The following is a 17,240-nucleotide window of genomic DNA, read 5'->3' on the forward strand; positions in this document are numbered from 1 at the left end:
CTCCCGCGCTAAACACCTTCGTGGGTGCAGTGTTCGGGGGGTGCTAACCCAGTGCCGTGTCGAGGAACATCATCACCGCAAACCCCATCATCAACCCCAGCGTGGCTGGCGTTTCGTGGCCGTTGCGGTGGGTTTCCGGAATCACTTCGTGGGACACCACGAAGATCATGGCCCCCGCCGCCAACCCCAGGCTGATGGGATACGCCACGGCCACGCCCGAGGACATGCCCAGCCCAATCACCGCGCCCAGCGGCTCCATCAGCCCCGAGCCCACCGCGATCAGCGCAGCACGCAGCGCACTGATCCCGGTGACCCGCAGCGCCATGGCGATGGCAAGTCCTTCGGGGATGTCCTGGATCGCAATGGCAGTGGTCAGGGGCATGCCGACCCTCAGATCACCGTTAGCAAAACTGACGCCGATGGCCATGCCCTCGGGCAAATTGTGCAAGGTGATGGCGAGCACGAACAACCAGACACGGTTGATACGTTCCGATTGCGGACCGCGCCGGCCACTCACTTCATGTTCGTGGGGCACGAAACGGTCAAGGCCGATCATCAGGAGCACGCCCAGACCCAGGCCGACCACAACGACAAACGCGGCGAGCAGTTGATTGCCCACGATACTTTGTGCCGCTTCGATACCCGGCAGGATCAGCGAAAACGAACTGGCGGCGAGCATCATGCCCGCGGCAAAACCAAGCATGATGTCCTGGGTCCGCGAGGAGATATCACGCAACACCACCGCCATCAACGCGCCCAGGGCCGTGGCGGCGAAACCGGCGGTGCCGCCCAGAACGGCGTAGCCCAGGTTGTGCCGATCGGCCCCCACCAATGCGTTGTAACCGCTGTAGAGCAACAACGCGGCGATCACCGCCAGCCCCAGCCAGAAGCTCACCCCCAGCAGCAGGTTGTTTTGCACAGGATCCAGCCAGGTACGCCAGGGCGATCGGATCCGGGAGGTGGGCTGGTCCATCGAATATCCTTACTGGTTTTGCGACAGGTCATGTCCGATCGTTCCCGCAACGAGGGGTACGATCAAACGCAATGTTCAGGCGAAGGAGCCAGGCCCCCTCGCCGATTTCCTACAGTTTGTCACCTTGCATCCCTGAACCCAAGTCGGCACCTGTCATGGGGTCGCTTTCCGGGTTGGACATTGTCCGCGCCTTCATGTCCATCAGCAGCGCTTCGTCTTTTTTACTCAGTTGCACACTCGCCAGACCATCACCGCCATCCACCGCCGGCGTTGGGTTCTCGACGAATTCCCACTCATCGCCCTGGTTCCATGGGCCACGCACCGTAGGCTCGCCTTGGGACATGTTGAAGTACACGTTGGTGAACTCTGGCATGCCTGGCAATTTACCTTGAGGGAAATTTGGCTGGATCGAGTGCAGGGCTTTTTCGAAGGACATCTGGTGCGCGATTTCACGGGTCATCAAAAAGCCCAGCGCTTCTTTTACCCCAGGATCATCGGTGAGATTCATCAGACGCTCATAGATGATTTTCGCCCGTGCCTCGGCGGCGATGTTGGACCGCATGTCCGCTGTCGGCTCGCCTATGGTGTCGACGTAAGCGGCTGTCCAAGGTACACCGGCCGAATTGGTCAGCGGGGAACCGGCTCCATAAAGCAGGCTGGTGATGTGAGAGTCGTTGCCGGCGCCGTTGATGTCCCGGTACAACTGGCCTTCCTTTTCCACACCCTCGGCCATTCTGCCCTTGGCGCCTTTATTGAGCATCACGATGATCGAGCCGATCACCTCCAGATGACTGAGCTCTTCGGTGGCAATGTCCATCAACAGATCCTTGCGGCCGGGATCATCCTCGGACAGGGCCTGGGTGAAGTAGCGCGACGCCGCCGCCAACTCGCCCTGGGCACCGCCGAACTGTTCAAGCAACAGGTTAGCCAGCCCTGGGTTAGGCTCGGCGACACGCACGGTGTACTGCAGTCGTTTGTTATGTAGAAACATGATAAAACTCCTCGTTCAGGACACAATTCAGGGGAACACTGCCGGGGGCAGGCCCACAGAGAATCTGAAGAAGTTAAACAGTTAAAATTTATCTTTATGTTTAATAAACGAGACGAACGGTAATCGGTAACTCGCACTCGCAGAAACGCCAGGCAACTGAACAACTTACAGTCCCCTCACGCATGAAGATATTCATTACCGCGATCTTGCTATATATAAATCCGGCAGACCCCATGCGATTAACACAGGGCCCGTAACATCTTGGGTGTTCAGCGTTGCGCCCATCATCCTGGCTGTTTCCAGGGCCTTTTCGACCTGTTTCGAAAACTGACTAGCGGTCGCTGGTAACGTTGTCGCCGGATGCTTGACCGCCCTTTCGACCGGCCTCGGAGGCCCGCTCAGGGTCTTTGGCAAAATTGCCGCCCGAGGCCTGGCCACCTTTTCGGCCTGCTGCGGCTGCTCGTTCTGGGTCATTGGCGAAATTTCCGCCCGAAGCCTGCCCTCCCTTGCGCCCGGCCTCGGATGCTCGTTGCGGATTATTCGCGAAGTTACCCCCCGACGCGTGGCCGCCCTTCTTCCCGGCTTGCGATGCCTTTTCACGATCGTTAGCGAAATTGCCAGGATTCTTATTTCCTGTGTTAGCCATTTCATTCACCTCGTTAGTTGATGTTGCGAACCTGTTGGCTCGTAGTATTCGGAAAACCTGGCGCCGACAAGGTTTTAAACATATCTTGCAAACGGCGACGAACGGCTCATGCAATCCAACGCGCTGACTGAGGGTTGCAACGTCCGCTAAAACAAATGGCGCCCGATGCAATGGAAAGACTCTGCGCGATGCCACTGTTAAGAAGACCAATAGCCGAATTAATATTCAGGGTGAAATGGGATCGCTGGCCGCAAACATTTCCTCCAGCGCGTCATCCAGTTAATTGCCGTCCACGTCTGGCCCGCCATTCTTGCCGCTGCGTTCGCAATGGCAATCCGCTGCCGGACAAGGTTCACCGTTAGGATGTTGCTCGGCGCAGGCTTGACTGCAATAGGCCTCGCCATCGTGATTGAACACCTGTTGCGGGTCCACATCGCATTGGCAATCGGGGCAACCGCACTTTAATTCGCTCATGTTCGTTCTCCTGGGTTCCGGTTTTAACGCTGTCGTCAGGATCACACCAGCAATTGAACCTCAAGGTTCGCCGCCGCAACGCCATGGTTCGCCACATAGACCTCGGCGGTCCAGCCTTTGGTCAGGTTGCGATAAGACTGGGTGCCCAAGGCCTTGCCACTGTCCCACTCCATGACGTCGCCAATATCGATGTCATTGGCTGAACCGAGCTCAAGGACTGTGTGGTTGTCTTCTTGCTCGACATACACACCGACCATTGCCCTCTGTCGATTGATGGCCCGTACTTCACCGGTGGTCTGTTTCATACGCCTCCTCTTCTCGGTGCCGACACGGCATGCAACACGACAGTTTTGAGTGCCGTACATAGAGGTGGATGTCGCGCAACCGGAGAAAGTTTGAAGAAACAACAACGCAGTGCGACGAAAGGCATTCCCACAGCCCTCTCGACGAACCACGGTGCTAACCTCAACGACTTCAGGCCAGCGGAGCGACATCTATGCCCGACGATTTTCACCGTCAACCGATCGATCAATTGCTGGAGCACATGGCCGGGCGCCGTTTCCTGGTGCTTACCGGCGCTGGCATCAGCACCCCGTCGGGCATTCCCGACTACCGGGACAGCGAAGGTGTGCGACGGGGTCGGCAACCCATGATGTACCAGGAGTTCCTCGCCAAACCCGAAGCACGGCGGCGCTACTGGGCGCGGGCGATGCTGGGCTGGCCGCGGGTTCGCCAGGCCCGGCCGAACGCCGCCCACGAGGCGTTGACGCTGTTGCAGGCACAGCAACGCATCAGCGGCCTGATCACCCAGAATGTCGACACGCTGCATGACCAGGCTGGCAGCCACGACGTGATCGAACTTCACGGAAACCTGCATCGGGTGTTGTGCCTGGATTGCGAGCAGCGCAGTGAGCGCCAGCAGATCCAGCTGTTGATGCAAGCGCAGAATCCTTACCTGGCCGGTGTCGACGCGGTTCAAGCGCCGGATGGCGATACCCTGCTGGATGCCGCGTTCGAGGCACGCTTCCAGGTGCCCCGCTGCCCTTATTGCGACGGCGAGCGCTTGAAACCCGACGTGGTGTTTTTCGGCGAAAACGTCGCCGCCGCCACCGCGGCCCGCGCCACTGAAGCCGTTCAGGAAGCCGACGGCCTGCTGGTGGTGGGCTCCTCACTGATGGCCTGGTCGGCATTTCGCCTGTGCCGGGCGATCAAGGAACAGGGCAAGCCGCTGCTGGCGATCAACCGGGGCAAGACACGGGCCGATGAGTTGCTGGATCTGAAGCTTGAAGAGCCTTGTGAGCAACTGTTGCCACTATTGATCTGACACCATGCACTACCCCTGTGGGAGCGGGCTTGCTCGCGAAAGCAGTGTGTCAGCTACGCAGATACCGACTGATCTACCGCCTTCGCGAGCAAGCCCGCTCCCACAGGAGATTGTGGTTACTTCGGCGTCAACTGCGCACCGATGTCCTGATCCCTGAACGTATCGAACAACGCCTGCGCCGCCGCCGACAGTTCATGCCCCGGCTTGGTCAGCACACCGATGGCCCGTTCTATCACTGGATCGCTCAAAGTGATGCAGCGGGCGCCCAGCTCATGCATCTGTCCAATACACAGCGCCGGGACCGCACTGACCCCCAACCCGCTGGCGACCATCCGTCCAACCGTTGCCAACTGATGGCTCTCGAATTCCACCGGCAGTTTCATGCCGCGGCTTTGCAAATGCTCCTCCAGCATCACCCGCACGGTGGAGGGCCTTTGCAGCGTGATAAACGGCTGTTCCAGCAGCGTCTGCCACTGGATCTCACTGCGCTGCGCCAGTGGCGAGTCCAGCGGCACCACCGCGACGAAGCGGTCCAGATACAAGGGGGTAAAAGCCAGCGACGAACTCTGCATCGGCTCGAACGCGACCCCCAGTTCGACGTGTCGATCCCGAACCATTTCCAGCACCTGTTCATTGATCACATCGTTGACCGTGACGTTGACATTCGGATAACGGGCGCGAAAGGTCTTGAGGATCGGCGGCAGCAGGTTACCGGCAAAGGACGGCATCGCCGCCAATGTGACGCGCCCCCGCTGCAAGGTGAAGCGTTGGCGCATTTCATCCTCGGCATTGTCCCAGTCGGCAATCAGGCGCCGGGCCAGGGGCAGCAGCGATTCGCCTTCGGGCGTCAGCGCAACGTTACGGGTATTGCGACTGAACAGACGCCCGCCCAAGCCTTCTTCCAGAGCCTTGATGGTCAGGCTCAGGGCCGACTGGGACAGGTGCAGTCGCTCGCAGGCCACAGCGAAGCTCAGGCTTTGGGCCACGGCGAGAAAAGCGCGGATTTGCTTGAGGGTCATGGGCGTCCTGTGTCCGGTTGCGTAGGGGCTGCCGAAGGCTGCGATCTTTTGATCTTTTGCCTGGGATTCAAGTGTTTTTGGGAAGATCGCAGCCTCGTTTGCACTCGACAGCTCCTACAAAGCGCCTACAGAGGGAGGCAATTATTGAGTTTTATCAATCAATCAAATCTAAAAATCAACTTAACAAATATATGACTTGGCGCAACACTGCATTTCATTGCGACCCCATCAAGAATAAAAGAGGTGTCTATGGCAGGTTTCGACAAACGTGTGAGTAGCTACGAAGAAGCGCTGGAAGGCTTGCAAGACGGCATGACGGTGATCGCCGGCGGCTTCGGCCTCTGCGGCATCCCGGAAAACCTGATCGGCGAGATCAAGCGCAAGGGTATCCGCGACCTCACCGTGGTTTCCAATAACTGCGGCGTTGACGGCTTCGGTCTGGGCGTATTGCTGGAAGATCGGCAGATCCGCAAGGTGGTCGCATCTTACGTCGGTGAAAACGCTCTTTTCGAAAAACAGCTGCTGAGCGGCGAAATCGAAGTCGTGCTGACTCCCCAAGGCACCCTCGCCGAAAAAATGCGCGCCGGCGGCGCGGGCATTCCGGCGTTCTTCACCGCCACCGGGGTCGGCACGCCCGTGGCCGACGGCAAAGAAGTGCGTGAATTCCATGGCCGTCAGTACCTGATGGAAGAATCCATCACGGGCGACTTCGCCATCGTCAAAGGCTGGAAAGCCGACCATTTCGGCAATGTGGTCTATCGTCACACCGCCCAGAACTTCAACCCGTTGGCGGCCACGGCCGGCAAGATCACCGTGGTGGAAGTCGAAGAAATCGTTGAACCCGGCGAGCTGGACCCGACGCAGATCCATACCCCAGGCATCTACGTCGACCGGATCATTTGCGGCACGTTCGAAAAGCGTATCGAACAGCGCACCGTGCGCAAGTGACCCCGCCCCCAGCCCGAATGAAGGAATAACAACATGGCACTTTCCCGCGAACAAATGGCTCAACGCGTCGCCCGCGAAATGCAGGACGGCTACTACGTGAACCTGGGCATCGGCATTCCGACCCTGGTCGCCAACTACATCCCCGAAGGCATGGAAGTCATGCTGCAGTCGGAAAACGGCCTGCTCGGCATGGGCGCGTTCCCTACCGAAGCCGAGGTCGATGCCGACATGATCAACGCCGGCAAGCAGACCGTCACCGCGCGCATCGGAGCCTCGATCTTTTCTTCGGCCGAATCCTTTGCCATGATCCGTGGCGGGCACATCGACCTGACCGTGCTGGGCGCCTTCGAGGTAGACGTGGAAGGTAATATTGCCTCGTGGATGATCCCTGGCAAGCTGGTCAAGGGCATGGGCGGCGCGATGGACCTGGTGGCCGGTGCCGAGAACATCATCGTCACCATGACTCACGCGTCCAAGGACGGTGAGTCGAAACTGCTGCCCCGATGCAGCCTGCCGCTGACCGGTGCCGGCTGCATCAAGCGCATGCTGACAGACCTGGCCTACCTGGAGATCCAGGACGGTGCCTTCATTCTCAAAGAACGTGCCCCAGGCGTCAGCGTCGAGGAAATCGTTGCCAAGACGGCCGGCAAACTGATCGTGCCGGACCACGTGCCTGAAATGCAGTTCGCTGCCCAGTGAGGAGAGATTCGATGCAAGAAGTCGTGATTGTCGCCGCCACCCGTACCGCCATTGGCAGTTTCCAGGGTTCGCTGGCCTCCATTCCCGCACCGCAACTCGGTGCCGCGGTGATTCGTCGGTTGCTGGAACAGACGGGTCTTTCGGGTGAGCAGGTTGACGAGGTGATCCTTGGCCAGGTGTTGACCGCAGGCAGCGGGCAGAACCCGGCACGCCAGGCGTCGATCCTCGCTGGCCTGCCCCACGCGGTGCCGGCACTGACCCTGAACAAGGTCTGCGGCTCGGGGCTCAAGGCCTTGCACCTGGGCGCCCAGGCGATCCGCTGTGGCGATGCCGAAGTGATCATTGCCGGCGGCATGGAAAACATGAGCCTAGCCCCGTACGTGCTGCCTGCTGCCCGCACTGGCCTGCGCATGGGCCATGCGCAGATGATCGACAGCATGATTACCGATGGTCTTTGGGACGCGTTCAACGATTACCACATGGGCATCACCGCCGAGAACCTGGTGGCCAAATACGACATCAGCCGCGAAGAGCAGGACGCCTTTGCCGCCGCTTCGCAGCAGAAGGCCGTGGCGGCGATTGAGGGTGGCCGGTTTGCCGATGAGATCACGCCGCTCCTGATTCCCCAGCGCAAAGGCGATCCTGTGGCCTTCGCCACCGACGAACAACCCCGGGCCGGCACCACCGCCGAATCCCTGGGCAAGCTCAAGCCTGCGTTCAAGAAGGACGGCAGCGTGACCGCCGGCAATGCCTCGTCGCTGAACGATGGCGCCGCCGCCGTGCTGATGATGAGCGCCGAAAAAGCCAAGGCACTGGGCTTGCCGGTCCTGGCGAAAATCAGCGCCTATGCCAATGCCGGCGTTGACCCGGCCATCATGGGCATCGGCCCGGTGTCGGCCACCCGCCGCTGCCTGGACAAGGCCGGCTGGTCTTTGGACCAACTGGACCTGATCGAAGCCAACGAAGCCTTCGCCGCCCAGTCACTGGCCGTGGCCAGAGAGCTGAAATGGGACATGGAGAAGGTCAACGTCAATGGCGGCGCCATCGCCCTGGGCCACCCGATCGGTGCTTCGGGTTGCCGGGTGCTGGTGTCGTTGCTCCATGAAATGATCAAGCGCGACGCCAAAAAAGGCCTCGCCACGCTGTGCATCGGCGGCGGCCAAGGCGTGGCCTTGGCGCTGGAACGAGCGTAAGCGGCAAAGAGCCTGACAGTGAATGCGCGGACCCACGAACATCCGCCCATCCACTGGCAACACCACCGGCGCAACCTGGGTTGCGCCGGTTTTTTTTGCCTGCTGGTTCTAAGCACAATGTACCGGCCTCATCGCGAGCAGGCTCGCTCCCACAGGGATCTCGGGCGGTTGCAAGATTGGCGTCCACCACAGATCCATTGTGGGAGCGGGCTTGTCGCGATGGCGGTGGGTCAGCTTGCATCGATGCTGAATGTACCGGCCCCTTCGCGAGCAAGCCCGCTCCCACGGGGGCATTGGGTTTTGAGCACAAAATCGAAGCACACCATAGGTCCACTGTGGGAGCGAGCCTGCTCGCGATGGCGGTGGGTCAGCTTGCATCGATGCTGAATGTACCGGCCCCTTCGCGAGCAAGCCCGCTCCCACGGGGGCATTGGGTTTTGAGCACAAAATCGAAGCACACCATAGGTCCACTGTGGGAGCGAGCCTGCTCGCGATGGCGGTGGGTCAGCTTGCATCGATGCTGAATGTGCCGGCCCCTTCGCGAGCAAGCCCGCTCCGCTCCCACCGGGGCATTGGGTTTTGAGCACAAAATCGAAGAACACCATCGATCCATTGTGGGAGCGGGCTTGTCGCGATGGCGGTGGGTCAGCTTGCATCGATGCTGAATGTGCCGGCCCCTTCGCGAGCAAGCCCGCTCCCACAGGGGGATTGGGTTTTGAGCACAAATCGAAGAACACCATCGATCCATTGTGGGAGCGAGCATGCTCGCGAAGGCGGTGGGTCAGGCGACGATGAGCCTTCAGGTCCCCGCGCCAAAGCGGTCGCGGCTGTTGGTCAGGTGCAGCCACATGGCGGCGCGGGCGGCGTCCGGGTCCTGGCGTTTGATGGCATTGAAGATCGCCTCGTGCTCAAGGTTGGCCAATTGAGCCAGCTTGCCCAAGTCTGCTTGACCGCGCTCGACCACGTTCACTCGGGTTCGGGGAATCATCTCACTGCCCAGATGCTGCATGATTTCAACAAAACAGGTGTTGTCCGTGGCTTGCGCAATGAGCAAATGAAAGCGCCGGTCGGCGTCGACGCAACTGTCGTTATTGCTGAGCAACCGCTGGTAATCATCCAGGGCCTGGCGCATCTGCTGCAGTTGGCGTTCGTTGCGGCGCACGGCTGCCAGGGCCGCTGCCTGGGTTTCCAGGCCCAGGCGCAGTTCCAGAATCCCCCGCACACCGGCGGCGGTGTCGACATTGAGCCGCAGGCCCGGCTCACCGGTCTGCTCCAGCACAAAGGTACCGATGCCATGGCGTGTTTCCACCAGCCCCGAGGCCTGCAGCTTGGAGATCGCCTCGCGCACTACCGTGCGGCTGACCCCATGGGCCTGCACAATGGCACCTTCGGACGGCAGTTTTTCCCCCGGTTTCAACTGCCCCAGCAAAATGCTCTGGCTCAGCTGAGCCACCAAGTCATGGGCCAGGTTGTGGGTGCGTTTGCGCGGCGTTGCCTCGATGTCTGGCTGCATGGGCGGTGGGTCCTCGAAACGGAGCAGGCGGGTCGTGAGGTAAAAACTCCACGCCCCTTAGCTTGTATGACAAGTGCAATCATCTCAGTCATCGAACGGTTCCGCCAGCGCTAAACTGATCTCCCGCATGTTCTTTTCCTTGCCAAAAAATCCAGCAAATAAAGGTGTTTCCGAGTTTTTAAGGCAAACCATCCAAAAAAACCGACCAGCCTCCCTTGTAAGATAAAAAAATCAAGTTGTATGATGTCTATCAACATCGCCCTCCTGCGATGCCCCGCATAAAAACAACGAGTGGGAAAAACATGCAGACCCAAGAAGCCACCAAAGCCCCCATCATCACCAGCATGCAGGTCGTGCCGGTGGCCGGTCATGACGGCATGCTGCTGAATCTCAGTGGCGCCCATGGCCCGTTCTTTACCCGCAACATCGTCATTCTCAAAGACAACGCCGGCCACACCGGCGTGGGCGAAGTGCCCGGCGGCGAGCGCATTCGCCAGACCCTCGAAGATGCCCGCTCGCTGGTAGTCGGCAGCCCCATCGGCACCTATCAGAAAATTCTCAACACCGTACGCCAGGCCTTCGCCGACCGGGATGCCGGTGGTCGTGGCTTGCAGACGTTCGACCTGCGCATCACCATCCACGCGGTCACCGGCCTGGAAGCGGCGTTGCTGGACCTGCTGGGCCAGCACCTGGATGTACCGGTCGCCGCCCTGCTCGGCGAAGGCCAGCAGCGTGATGAAGTGAAGATGCTGGGTTATCTGTTTTATGTCGGTGATCGCCAGCAAACTGACCTGCCCTACCGCAGTGAGCCGGACGCCGACAACGACTGGTTCCGCGTACGCCACGAAAAAGCCCTGGACGCCGACGCCGTGGTGCGCTTGGCCGAAGCCGCTCATTCGCGTTACGGCTTCCAGGACTTCAAGCTCAAGGGCGGCGTGCTCAAGGGCGACGAAGAAATCGAAGCGGTCACCGCCCTGGCCGAACGCTTCCCCCAGGCACGTATCACCCTGGACCCGAACGGCGCCTGGTCACTCAAGGAGGCCATCCGCCTGTGCCGCGACCAGCACAAGGTCCTGGCTTACGCCGAAGACCCCTGCGGCGCGGAGAATGGTTATTCGGGCCGTGAAGTGATGGCCGAATTCCGTCGCGCCACCGGTCTTAAAACCGCCACTAACATGATCGCCACCGATTGGCGCGAAATGGGCCATGCCATCACCTTGCAGTCGGTGGACATTCCCTTGGCCGACCCACACTTCTGGACCATGCAAGGTTCGGTTCGAGTGGCGCAGATGTGCAACGAATGGGGCCTGACCTGGGGCTCGCACTCCAACAACCACTTCGACATTTCCCTGGCGATGTTCACCCACGTAGCTGCGGCCGCACCGGGTGACATCACGGCGATCGACACGCACTGGATCTGGCAGGATGGGCAGCGGCTGACCAAGGCGCCGTTGCAGATCCAGGGTGGCTGCGTACAGGTGCCGAAAAAACCGGGACTGGGGATCGAACTGGACACCGACCAATTGGCCAAGGCTCATGAACTGTACAAAGGCATGGGACTTGGCGCGCGGGATGATGCGGTGGCAATGCAGTACCTGATTCCGGGCTGGACGTTCAACAACAAGCAGCCGTGCCTGGTGCGCTGAACGATCACCGAATCTCTGTAGGTGAGCCCATATTGTGGGAGCGGGCTTGCTCGGGAAGGGGGCCTGACAGTCACCGTTGATGTCGACTGTCAGACCGCTTTCGCGAGCAAGCCCGCTCCCACAGGGTCACTGCGTGATAGGACCCGCGACTAACCCTCCGGCCGCAGAATCAACACCGCCAATGGCGGCAAGTTGAGCTCCAGCGACAGCGCCTGGCCATGGCTGGCCACTTCTTCGGTGAAGGCACCGCCGCTGTTGCCGTAGTTGGAACCGGCATAGGTGTCGGCATCACTGTTGAGCAATTCCACCCAGCGCCCAGCAAACGGTACGCCGATGCGGTAGGCCGCGCGCGGCACGGGCGTGAAGTTGGCAACCACCAGCACCGGCCGGCCTTCCTTGCTCCAACGCAACCAGGCGTAGACGCTGTTGACCGCATCGTCACCAATCAGCCACTGGAAACCCTGAGGCGCATCATCCTGATCGTGCAGCGCCGGCTCTTCGCGATAGAGACGGTTCAGGTCGCTCACCAGCTTCTGCACCCCACGGTGTTCCGGGTACTGCAACAGATACCAGTCCAACTGCTGGTCGTGGTTCCACTCGCGCCATTGGCCGAACTCGCAACCCATGAACAGCAGCTTCTTGCCGGGATGGCCCCACATGAAGCTCAGATAAGCCCGCAAGTTGGCGAATTTCTGCCAGCGATCGCCGGGCATCTTGTCGATCAACGAGCGTTTGCCATGCACCACTTCGTCATGGGAAATCGGCAGGACAAAGCGCTCGGACCACGCATACATCAGGCCGAAACTCAGTTCGTTGTGATGGTGGGCGCGGTACACCGGGTCCTGCTGGATGTAATGCAGCGAATCGTGCATCCAGCCCATGTTCCACTTATAGGCAAAACCCAGGCCGCCCTGTTGCGTGCTCTGGCTGACGCCCGGCCAGGCGGTGGATTCTTCGGCGATCACCAATGCACCGGGGGTTTCCAGCGCCACCACGTCATTGAGGTGCCGCAGAAAATCGATGGCTTCCAGGTTCTCCCGTCCACCGTGGCGATTGGGCACCCACTCGCCGGCCTTGCGTGAATAGTCGCGATACAACATCGAGGCGACGGCATCCACACGTAAACCGTCGATGTGAAAATGCTTTAACCAATGCAGCGCCGAAGCGAGCATGAAACCATGTACCTCAGTGCGCCCCAGGTTGTAGATCAGGGTGTCCCAATCCTGGTGGAAGCCTTCGAGCGGGTTGCCGTATTCGTACAGCGCGGTGCCGTCAAACTGTGCCAGGCCGTGGGTATCGGTGGGAAAATGCGCTGGCACCCAATCGAGAATCACGCCGATGTCGGCCTGGTGACAGGCATTGACGAAGGCAGCGAAATCGCCCGGCGAGCCGAAACGCGCCGTCGGGGCAAATTGTGACAGCGGCTGGTAACCCCAGGAGCCCCCGAACGGATGCTCCATGATCGGCATCAGCTCGATGTGGGTGAACCCCAGGTCCTTGACGTAGGGAATCAGCCGTTCGGCCATTTCATGCCAGGTGTATTGCCGGGCAACCTCTCCCGCCTCGTCGATTTCGCACTGCCAGGAACCGGCGTGCAATTCATAGATCGACAACGGCGCGCCCGGCAACTGCCGCTCGCGGCGATGTTGCATCCACTGCTCATCCTGCCACTCGATTTTCAGCGGCGAGGCGACCTTGGACGCGGTATCCGGCGGCATTTGGGTGGCCAGCGCCACCGGGTCAGCCTTGAGCGGCAGAATGCCGTGGGCGCCGAGGATTTCGTATTTGTAACCCTCGCCCGCGCCCAGCCGCGGGATGAACAACTCCCACACCCCGGACGGATAACGGATGCGCATGGGATGCCGACGCCCATCCCAGACGTTGAAATCGCCCACCACCGAGACGCGCCGCGCATTCGGTGCCCATACGGCAAAGCGCACGCCGTCGACACCATCGACCGTGGTCAACTGCGCGCCCAGGCAGGAACTGAGGTCGCGATGATTACCTTCGGCAAACAGATAAAGGTCCATTTCCCCCAGCAGTGGCCCGAAGCTGTAGGGGTCTTCGGCCACCTGCTCACCGCCGGCCCAGCGGGTGCGCAACAAGTAGGGCTGGGCGCGGTCGAAATGGCCGACGAACAGACCCGGGGTTTCGCTGAGCTGCAAATCGCCCAGTACTTCGCCGCCATCACGGGCCAGTACTTGCACGCTCAAGGCGCCGGGCAGGTACGCCCGGATGAACTGCCCGCCGGCGCCATCGCCGTGGGGCCCGAGGATGGAAAACGGGTCCTGATGTTCTGCGCGCACCAGCGCGTCGATGTCATGGGGGGACGGCAGCAACGACTCTTTGGCCTGCCCCTGTGGTTCTTTGTTCGAGACACTCATGATTCTCTCCACTAAATCGGTCCGGCTAAGTCGGAAAAGGGTTTCAGCCCGCTCAATAACCCGTACAGACCGTGCAATGGCACGGGCAGCCAGGCGGGGCGATTCTCGGCTTCATAGGCCACTTCATAGGCCGCCTTCTCCAGGCCGAACAACGCCAGTGCGGCGTCTTCGCCTTCAGCATCCTTCCACTCATGGGCAAGACTAGCTGCCGCCAGCCGATATGCCTCAACAAATGCCTGACGGGCCTCTTTCAAATAACGATCAGCCACCCGTTGCCGCGCCGCGTCGGCGTCGGCGGTGCTGTCGACGGTGTTCAGGTGGATCGCCATGGCGGCTGCGTAATCGAAGGAGCGCAGCACGCCGCTGACGTCCTTGTACGGGCTGTGTTTGCCGCGGCGCTCATGCAGTGGTCGTGCCGGCTCGCCCTCGAAGTCGATCAGGTAGGCGTCGCCCTTGATCACCAGTACCTGCCCCAGGTGCAGGTCGCCGTGGACGCGGATGCGCAAGCCACCGACAGCCTTGCCGGCCAGTTCCTGGATGTGCGCCAGAACGGTCTTCTTGTGTTCCAGCAAGCGTGCGACCAAGGCCTGGTCCGCCGGATTCAATTGGCCCTGGTTCTGCTTGAGCAGGCGTAAGGCGTTTTCTACCTGCGCGGCCACATCCTTGCCGATGGCCTGGGCTTCCTTGACATTGGTGGCCTGGGGCGCGAAGTCCGGATCATCGGTGGCCTGGGCCAGTACCTCGTGCATTTCCCCCAGGCGCTGGCCGAGCATGCCAGCGAAGTCCTTGAGTTCGCCCAAGGCGTTGTAGTGCTGTTCCTGCTCGGACACGGCATCGGCCAACTCATCACGCAGGGCGCGCTCGAGGTTGTTCTGGGTCCATTCCCAGGCGTCGCCCTGATTGCTCAGGTAGCCTTGGGCGATCATCAACAGCGCATCTTCGCCCTCGTTGTCACGGCGGATCACCGAACCGAGCAGCGGCGAAATATTGCTGAAACCTGCGGCGGTCAGGTAGGCGCTCATTTCCAGCTCCGGGTGTACGCCCGACGCCACTTTGCGGATCAATTTGAGTACGACACTGCCGCCCACCACCACTGAACTGTTGGACTGCTCGGCGGACAGGTAACGCACCTCCGGCTCATCTCCCAGGTTCAATGGGGCCAGGCCTTCGGTGGGCTCAAAGCGCAACTCGCCCTCGCTGCAAGGCAGCACTGTACCGGCCTGCATGCCTTGCAGGACCGCCCGCACAAAACTTTCCAGGCTGAACGCATCGGTGATCAAACCGACCTGACGCACCCGGCGGACCCGGGACAGCGCCAGTTGCTGCGGCAACGCCGCGCCCACCTGGTCCTCGGCCAGCAGACCGAAGGGCAGTTGATAACGCAGTGTCTGGCCAGCGCTGGTGACGTCGATCTCGCTCAGCAGCACCGGATGCTGCGGATCGCCGAAACGCACGCCATAGACAATATTGACCTTCTCGATCGCGCTGTCTTTGCCGGCAAACCAGCGACGGTTTTGCAGCCAGCTCGGCAGGATAGTCTGCTCCAGCGTGGTGCGCGACGGTGCTTCGAGCAACTCTTCCAGGCGTTTCTTCAGCACCAGCGTGGTGAAGTCGGGCAAGCTCTGGGCCGGCTCCACATGCCAGCTCGGCATCTGGTTTTCTGTGGCCAGGGCAAACCAGTAGAAACCATATGGCGGCAGGGTCAGCAGGAAATTCAGCTGGCCGATGGGCGGGAAGGCGTTGCCCCCCAGCATCTCCACCGGAACCATGCCGGCATAGGCCGACAGGTCCAGTTCGGCCGCTTGGGCGCTACGAGACACGTTGGCCACGCACAGGATGATTTCGTGCTTGCCATCGGGGCCGGTGTATTCGCGGGTATAAGCGAGGATCCGTCGGTTGCTCGGTGACAGCATCTTCAGCGTGCCACGGCCAAAGGCCTTGGACTGCTTGCGCACCGCCAGCATCCGCCGGGTCCAGTTAAGCAATGAATGAGTATCGCCGGCCTGGGTCTCGACGTTGACCGACTGATAGCCGTATTGCGGGTCCATGATCGGCGGCAGCACCAGGCTGGCCGGGTCGGCGCGGGAGAAACCACCGTTGCGGTCGATGGACCACTGCATCGGCGTGCGCACGCCGTCGCGGTCGCCCAGGTAGATGTTGTCGCCCATGCCGATTTCATCGCCGTAGTACAAGGTCGGCGTGCCAGGCATCGACAGCAGCAGGCTATTGAGCAACTCGACACGGCGGCGGTCGCGCTCCATCAGCGGCGCCAGACGTCGACGGATCCCCAGGTTGATCCGCGCTCGACGGTCGGCCGCGTAGTAATTCCACAGGTAATCGCGCTCCTTGTCGGTGACCATCTCCAGGGTCAACTCATCGTGGTTGCGCAGGAAAATCGCCCATTGGCAATTGGCCGGAATTTCCGGGGTCTGGCGCAGGATGTCGGTGATGGGGAAGCGGTCTTCCTGGGCCAGCGCCATGTACATGCGCGGCATCAGCGGGAAGTGGAACGCCATGTGGCATTCGTCACCGTTCAAACCCTGGGCGTCGACATCGCCGAAGTACAACTGGGTGTCTTCCGGCCACTGGTTGGCCTCGGCCAACAGCATACGGTCGGGGTAGTTGGCATCGATCTCGGCACGGATCTGCTTGAGGACGTCGTGGGTCTCGGGCAGGTTCTCGTTGTTGGTGCCGTCGCGCTCGATCAGGTACGGGATCGCATCCAGGCGCAGGCCGTCGATGCCCATGTCCAGCCAGTAGCGCATCACCGACAGGACGGCTTTGATCACTTGGGGGTTGTCGAAGTTGAGGTCCGGCTGGTGGGAGTAAAAACGGTGCCAGAAGTATTGGCCGGCCACCGGATCCCAGGTCCAGTTGGATTTTTCGGTGTCGAGGAAAATGATCCGCGTGCCATCGTATTTGTGGTCGTCGTCGGACCAGACGTAGAAATCCCGCGCCTTCGAACCCGGCTTGGCTTTGCGCGCGCGCTGGAACCATGGATGCTGGTCGGAAGTGTGGTTGATGACCAGCTCGGTAATCACCCGCAGATTACGCTTGTGGGCTTCAGCGATGAAACGCCGCGCATCGGCCATGGTGCCGTAGTCGGGGCTGACGCCTCGGTACTCGGCGATGTCGTAACCATCATCGCGCCTGGGCGAAGGATAGAACGGCAGCAGCCAGATGGTGTTGACACCCAGATCGGCGATGTAGTCGAGCTTTTCGATCAGTCCAGGAAAATCACCGATCCCATCGTTATTGGAATCGAAATAGGATTTGACGTGGACCTGATAAATCACCGCGTCCTTGTACCACAGCGGGTCTTTGATAAAGGTGGCAGACCGGGGTTTCTTCGCCATTTGCAACTCCTGAGAAATTCTGTAAAGCCGCTGAAACAGGCTTGTGAGGTCTTTTTGTGGCGAGGGGCTTTATC

At 60.6% G+C, this 17,240-nt stretch carries 14 protein-coding genes; 5 read left to right on the plus strand and 9 right to left on the minus strand.

Going from position 1 to position 17,240, the window contains the following annotated elements:
• Window positions 1-43 precede the first annotated feature (43 nt).
• The 5 genes from BMY45_RS25305 to BMY45_RS25325 form a co-directional block, all read right to left on the minus strand.
• Complete coding sequence (locus BMY45_RS25305) at window positions 44-973, minus strand: ZIP family metal transporter (protein ID WP_047227786.1); 930 nt, start codon at window positions 971-973, stop codon at window positions 44-46.
• Window positions 974-1,082: 109 nt separating this feature from the next.
• Window positions 1,083-1,964, minus strand: a complete 882-nt coding sequence (locus BMY45_RS25310) for a manganese catalase family protein (RefSeq protein ID WP_092402900.1) — start codon at window positions 1,962-1,964, stop codon at window positions 1,083-1,085.
• A gap of 331 nt (window positions 1,965-2,295) precedes the next feature.
• Complete coding sequence (locus BMY45_RS25315; protein WP_092402902.1) at window positions 2,296-2,610, minus strand: con-10 family general stress protein; 315 nt, start codon at window positions 2,608-2,610, stop codon at window positions 2,296-2,298.
• A gap of 279 nt (window positions 2,611-2,889) precedes the next feature.
• Window positions 2,890-3,084 carry a metallothionein gene (locus BMY45_RS25320; protein ID WP_092402904.1) on the minus strand — a complete coding sequence of 65 codons (195 nt, stop codon included), beginning with the start codon at window positions 3,082-3,084 and terminating at the stop codon, window positions 2,890-2,892.
• A gap of 41 nt (window positions 3,085-3,125) precedes the next feature.
• The gene (locus tag BMY45_RS25325) at window positions 3,126-3,389 is read right to left on the minus strand and encodes a hypothetical protein (RefSeq protein ID WP_092402906.1); all 264 of its coding nucleotides are present in this window, start codon (window positions 3,387-3,389) and stop codon (window positions 3,126-3,128) included.
• A gap of 191 nt (window positions 3,390-3,580) precedes the next feature.
• Here BMY45_RS25325 and BMY45_RS25330 point away from each other — a divergent pair, with 191 nt between their 5' ends.
• Complete coding sequence (locus BMY45_RS25330) at window positions 3,581-4,408, plus strand: NAD-dependent protein deacetylase (RefSeq protein ID WP_092402908.1); 828 nt, start codon at window positions 3,581-3,583, stop codon at window positions 4,406-4,408.
• A 116-nt stretch (window positions 4,409-4,524) separates the two neighbouring features.
• Here BMY45_RS25330 and BMY45_RS25335 read toward each other — a convergent pair whose 3' ends face one another.
• A complete protein-coding gene (locus BMY45_RS25335) occupies window positions 4,525-5,427 on the minus strand; it encodes a LysR family transcriptional regulator (RefSeq protein WP_092402910.1) in 903 nt (300 codons plus the stop codon).
• 249 nt (window positions 5,428-5,676) lie between these two features.
• Here BMY45_RS25335 and BMY45_RS25340 point away from each other — a divergent pair, with 249 nt between their 5' ends.
• Genes BMY45_RS25340 through BMY45_RS25350 form a run of 3 tightly spaced genes read left to right on the plus strand, consistent with a single transcriptional unit; the run spans window position 5,677 to window position 8,267 of the window.
• The gene (locus BMY45_RS25340) at window positions 5,677-6,375 is read left to right on the plus strand and encodes a CoA transferase subunit A (RefSeq protein WP_092402912.1); all 699 of its coding nucleotides are present in this window, start codon (window positions 5,677-5,679) and stop codon (window positions 6,373-6,375) included.
• Window positions 6,376-6,408: 33 nt separating this feature from the next.
• Entirely contained in the window at window positions 6,409-7,074 is a 666-nt protein-coding gene (locus BMY45_RS25345) for a CoA transferase subunit B (RefSeq protein WP_092402914.1), read from the plus strand.
• Between the two features lie 11 nt (window positions 7,075-7,085).
• The gene (locus tag BMY45_RS25350; RefSeq protein ID WP_092402916.1) at window positions 7,086-8,267 is read left to right on the plus strand and encodes an acetyl-CoA C-acetyltransferase; all 1,182 of its coding nucleotides are present in this window, start codon (window positions 7,086-7,088) and stop codon (window positions 8,265-8,267) included.
• Between the two features lie 799 nt (window positions 8,268-9,066).
• On the opposite strand, the gene BMY45_RS25365 is transcribed toward BMY45_RS25350, so the two are convergent.
• Window positions 9,067-9,780, minus strand: a complete 714-nt coding sequence (locus tag BMY45_RS25365) for a FadR/GntR family transcriptional regulator (protein WP_092402922.1) — start codon at window positions 9,778-9,780, stop codon at window positions 9,067-9,069.
• A 302-nt stretch (window positions 9,781-10,082) separates the two neighbouring features.
• Here BMY45_RS25365 and gudD point away from each other — a divergent pair, with 302 nt between their 5' ends.
• On the plus strand, window positions 10,083-11,426 hold the full coding sequence (gudD, locus tag BMY45_RS25370; RefSeq protein ID WP_047227776.1) for a glucarate dehydratase: 1,344 nt from the start codon (window positions 10,083-10,085) through the stop codon (window positions 11,424-11,426).
• 149 nt (window positions 11,427-11,575) lie between these two features.
• Here the strand turns inward: gudD and glgB are convergent, their stop codons facing one another.
• Both glgB and treS read right to left on the minus strand, forming a co-directional pair.
• Window positions 11,576-13,810 (minus strand): 1,4-alpha-glucan branching protein GlgB, encoded by a 2,235-nt coding sequence (gene glgB, locus BMY45_RS25375; protein ID WP_092402924.1) that lies wholly within the window; start codon window positions 13,808-13,810, stop codon window positions 11,576-11,578.
• Window positions 13,811-13,821: 11 nt separating this feature from the next.
• Window positions 13,822-17,166, minus strand: coding sequence for a maltose alpha-D-glucosyltransferase (gene treS, locus BMY45_RS25380; RefSeq protein ID WP_092402926.1), 3,345 nt, complete (start codon window positions 17,164-17,166; stop codon window positions 13,822-13,824).
• Between the last annotated feature and the right edge of the window lie 74 nt (window positions 17,167-17,240).

Source organism: Pseudomonas sp. NFACC39-1, assembly GCF_900110355.1.
Classification (GTDB): Bacteria; Pseudomonadota; Gammaproteobacteria; order Pseudomonadales; family Pseudomonadaceae; genus Aquipseudomonas; species Aquipseudomonas tehranensis.

What these genes read in the sequence shown, in the direction of transcription:
- BMY45_RS25340 (WP_092402912.1), top strand. Translation starts at nt 5,677, where the DNA reads ATGGCAGGTTTCGACAAACGTGTGAGTAGCTACGAAGAAGCGCTGGAA.
- BMY45_RS25330 (WP_092402908.1), top strand. Translation starts at nt 3,581, where the DNA reads ATGCCCGACGATTTTCACCGTCAACCGATCGATCAATTGCTGGAGCAC.
- BMY45_RS25335 (WP_092402910.1), bottom strand. Translation starts at nt 5,427, where the DNA reads ATGACCCTCAAGCAAATCCGCGCTTTTCTCGCCGTGGCCCAAAGCCTG.
- BMY45_RS25305 (WP_047227786.1), bottom strand. Translation starts at nt 973, where the DNA reads ATGGACCAGCCCACCTCCCGGATCCGATCGCCCTGGCGTACCTGGCTG.
- treS (WP_092402926.1), bottom strand. Translation starts at nt 17,166, where the DNA reads ATGGCGAAGAAACCCCGGTCTGCCACCTTTATCAAAGACCCGCTGTGG.
- BMY45_RS25350 (WP_092402916.1), top strand. Translation starts at nt 7,086, where the DNA reads ATGCAAGAAGTCGTGATTGTCGCCGCCACCCGTACCGCCATTGGCAGT.
- BMY45_RS25345 (WP_092402914.1), top strand. Translation starts at nt 6,409, where the DNA reads ATGGCACTTTCCCGCGAACAAATGGCTCAACGCGTCGCCCGCGAAATG.
- BMY45_RS25315 (WP_092402902.1), bottom strand. Translation starts at nt 2,610, where the DNA reads ATGGCTAACACAGGAAATAAGAATCCTGGCAATTTCGCTAACGATCGT.
- gudD (WP_047227776.1), top strand. Translation starts at nt 10,083, where the DNA reads ATGCAGACCCAAGAAGCCACCAAAGCCCCCATCATCACCAGCATGCAG.
- BMY45_RS25365 (WP_092402922.1), bottom strand. Translation starts at nt 9,780, where the DNA reads ATGCAGCCAGACATCGAGGCAACGCCGCGCAAACGCACCCACAACCTG.
- glgB (WP_092402924.1), bottom strand. Translation starts at nt 13,810, where the DNA reads ATGAGTGTCTCGAACAAAGAACCACAGGGGCAGGCCAAAGAGTCGTTG.
- BMY45_RS25325 (WP_092402906.1), bottom strand. Translation starts at nt 3,389, where the DNA reads ATGAAACAGACCACCGGTGAAGTACGGGCCATCAATCGACAGAGGGCA.
- BMY45_RS25320 (WP_092402904.1), bottom strand. Translation starts at nt 3,084, where the DNA reads ATGAGCGAATTAAAGTGCGGTTGCCCCGATTGCCAATGCGATGTGGAC.
- BMY45_RS25310 (WP_092402900.1), bottom strand. Translation starts at nt 1,964, where the DNA reads ATGTTTCTACATAACAAACGACTGCAGTACACCGTGCGTGTCGCCGAG.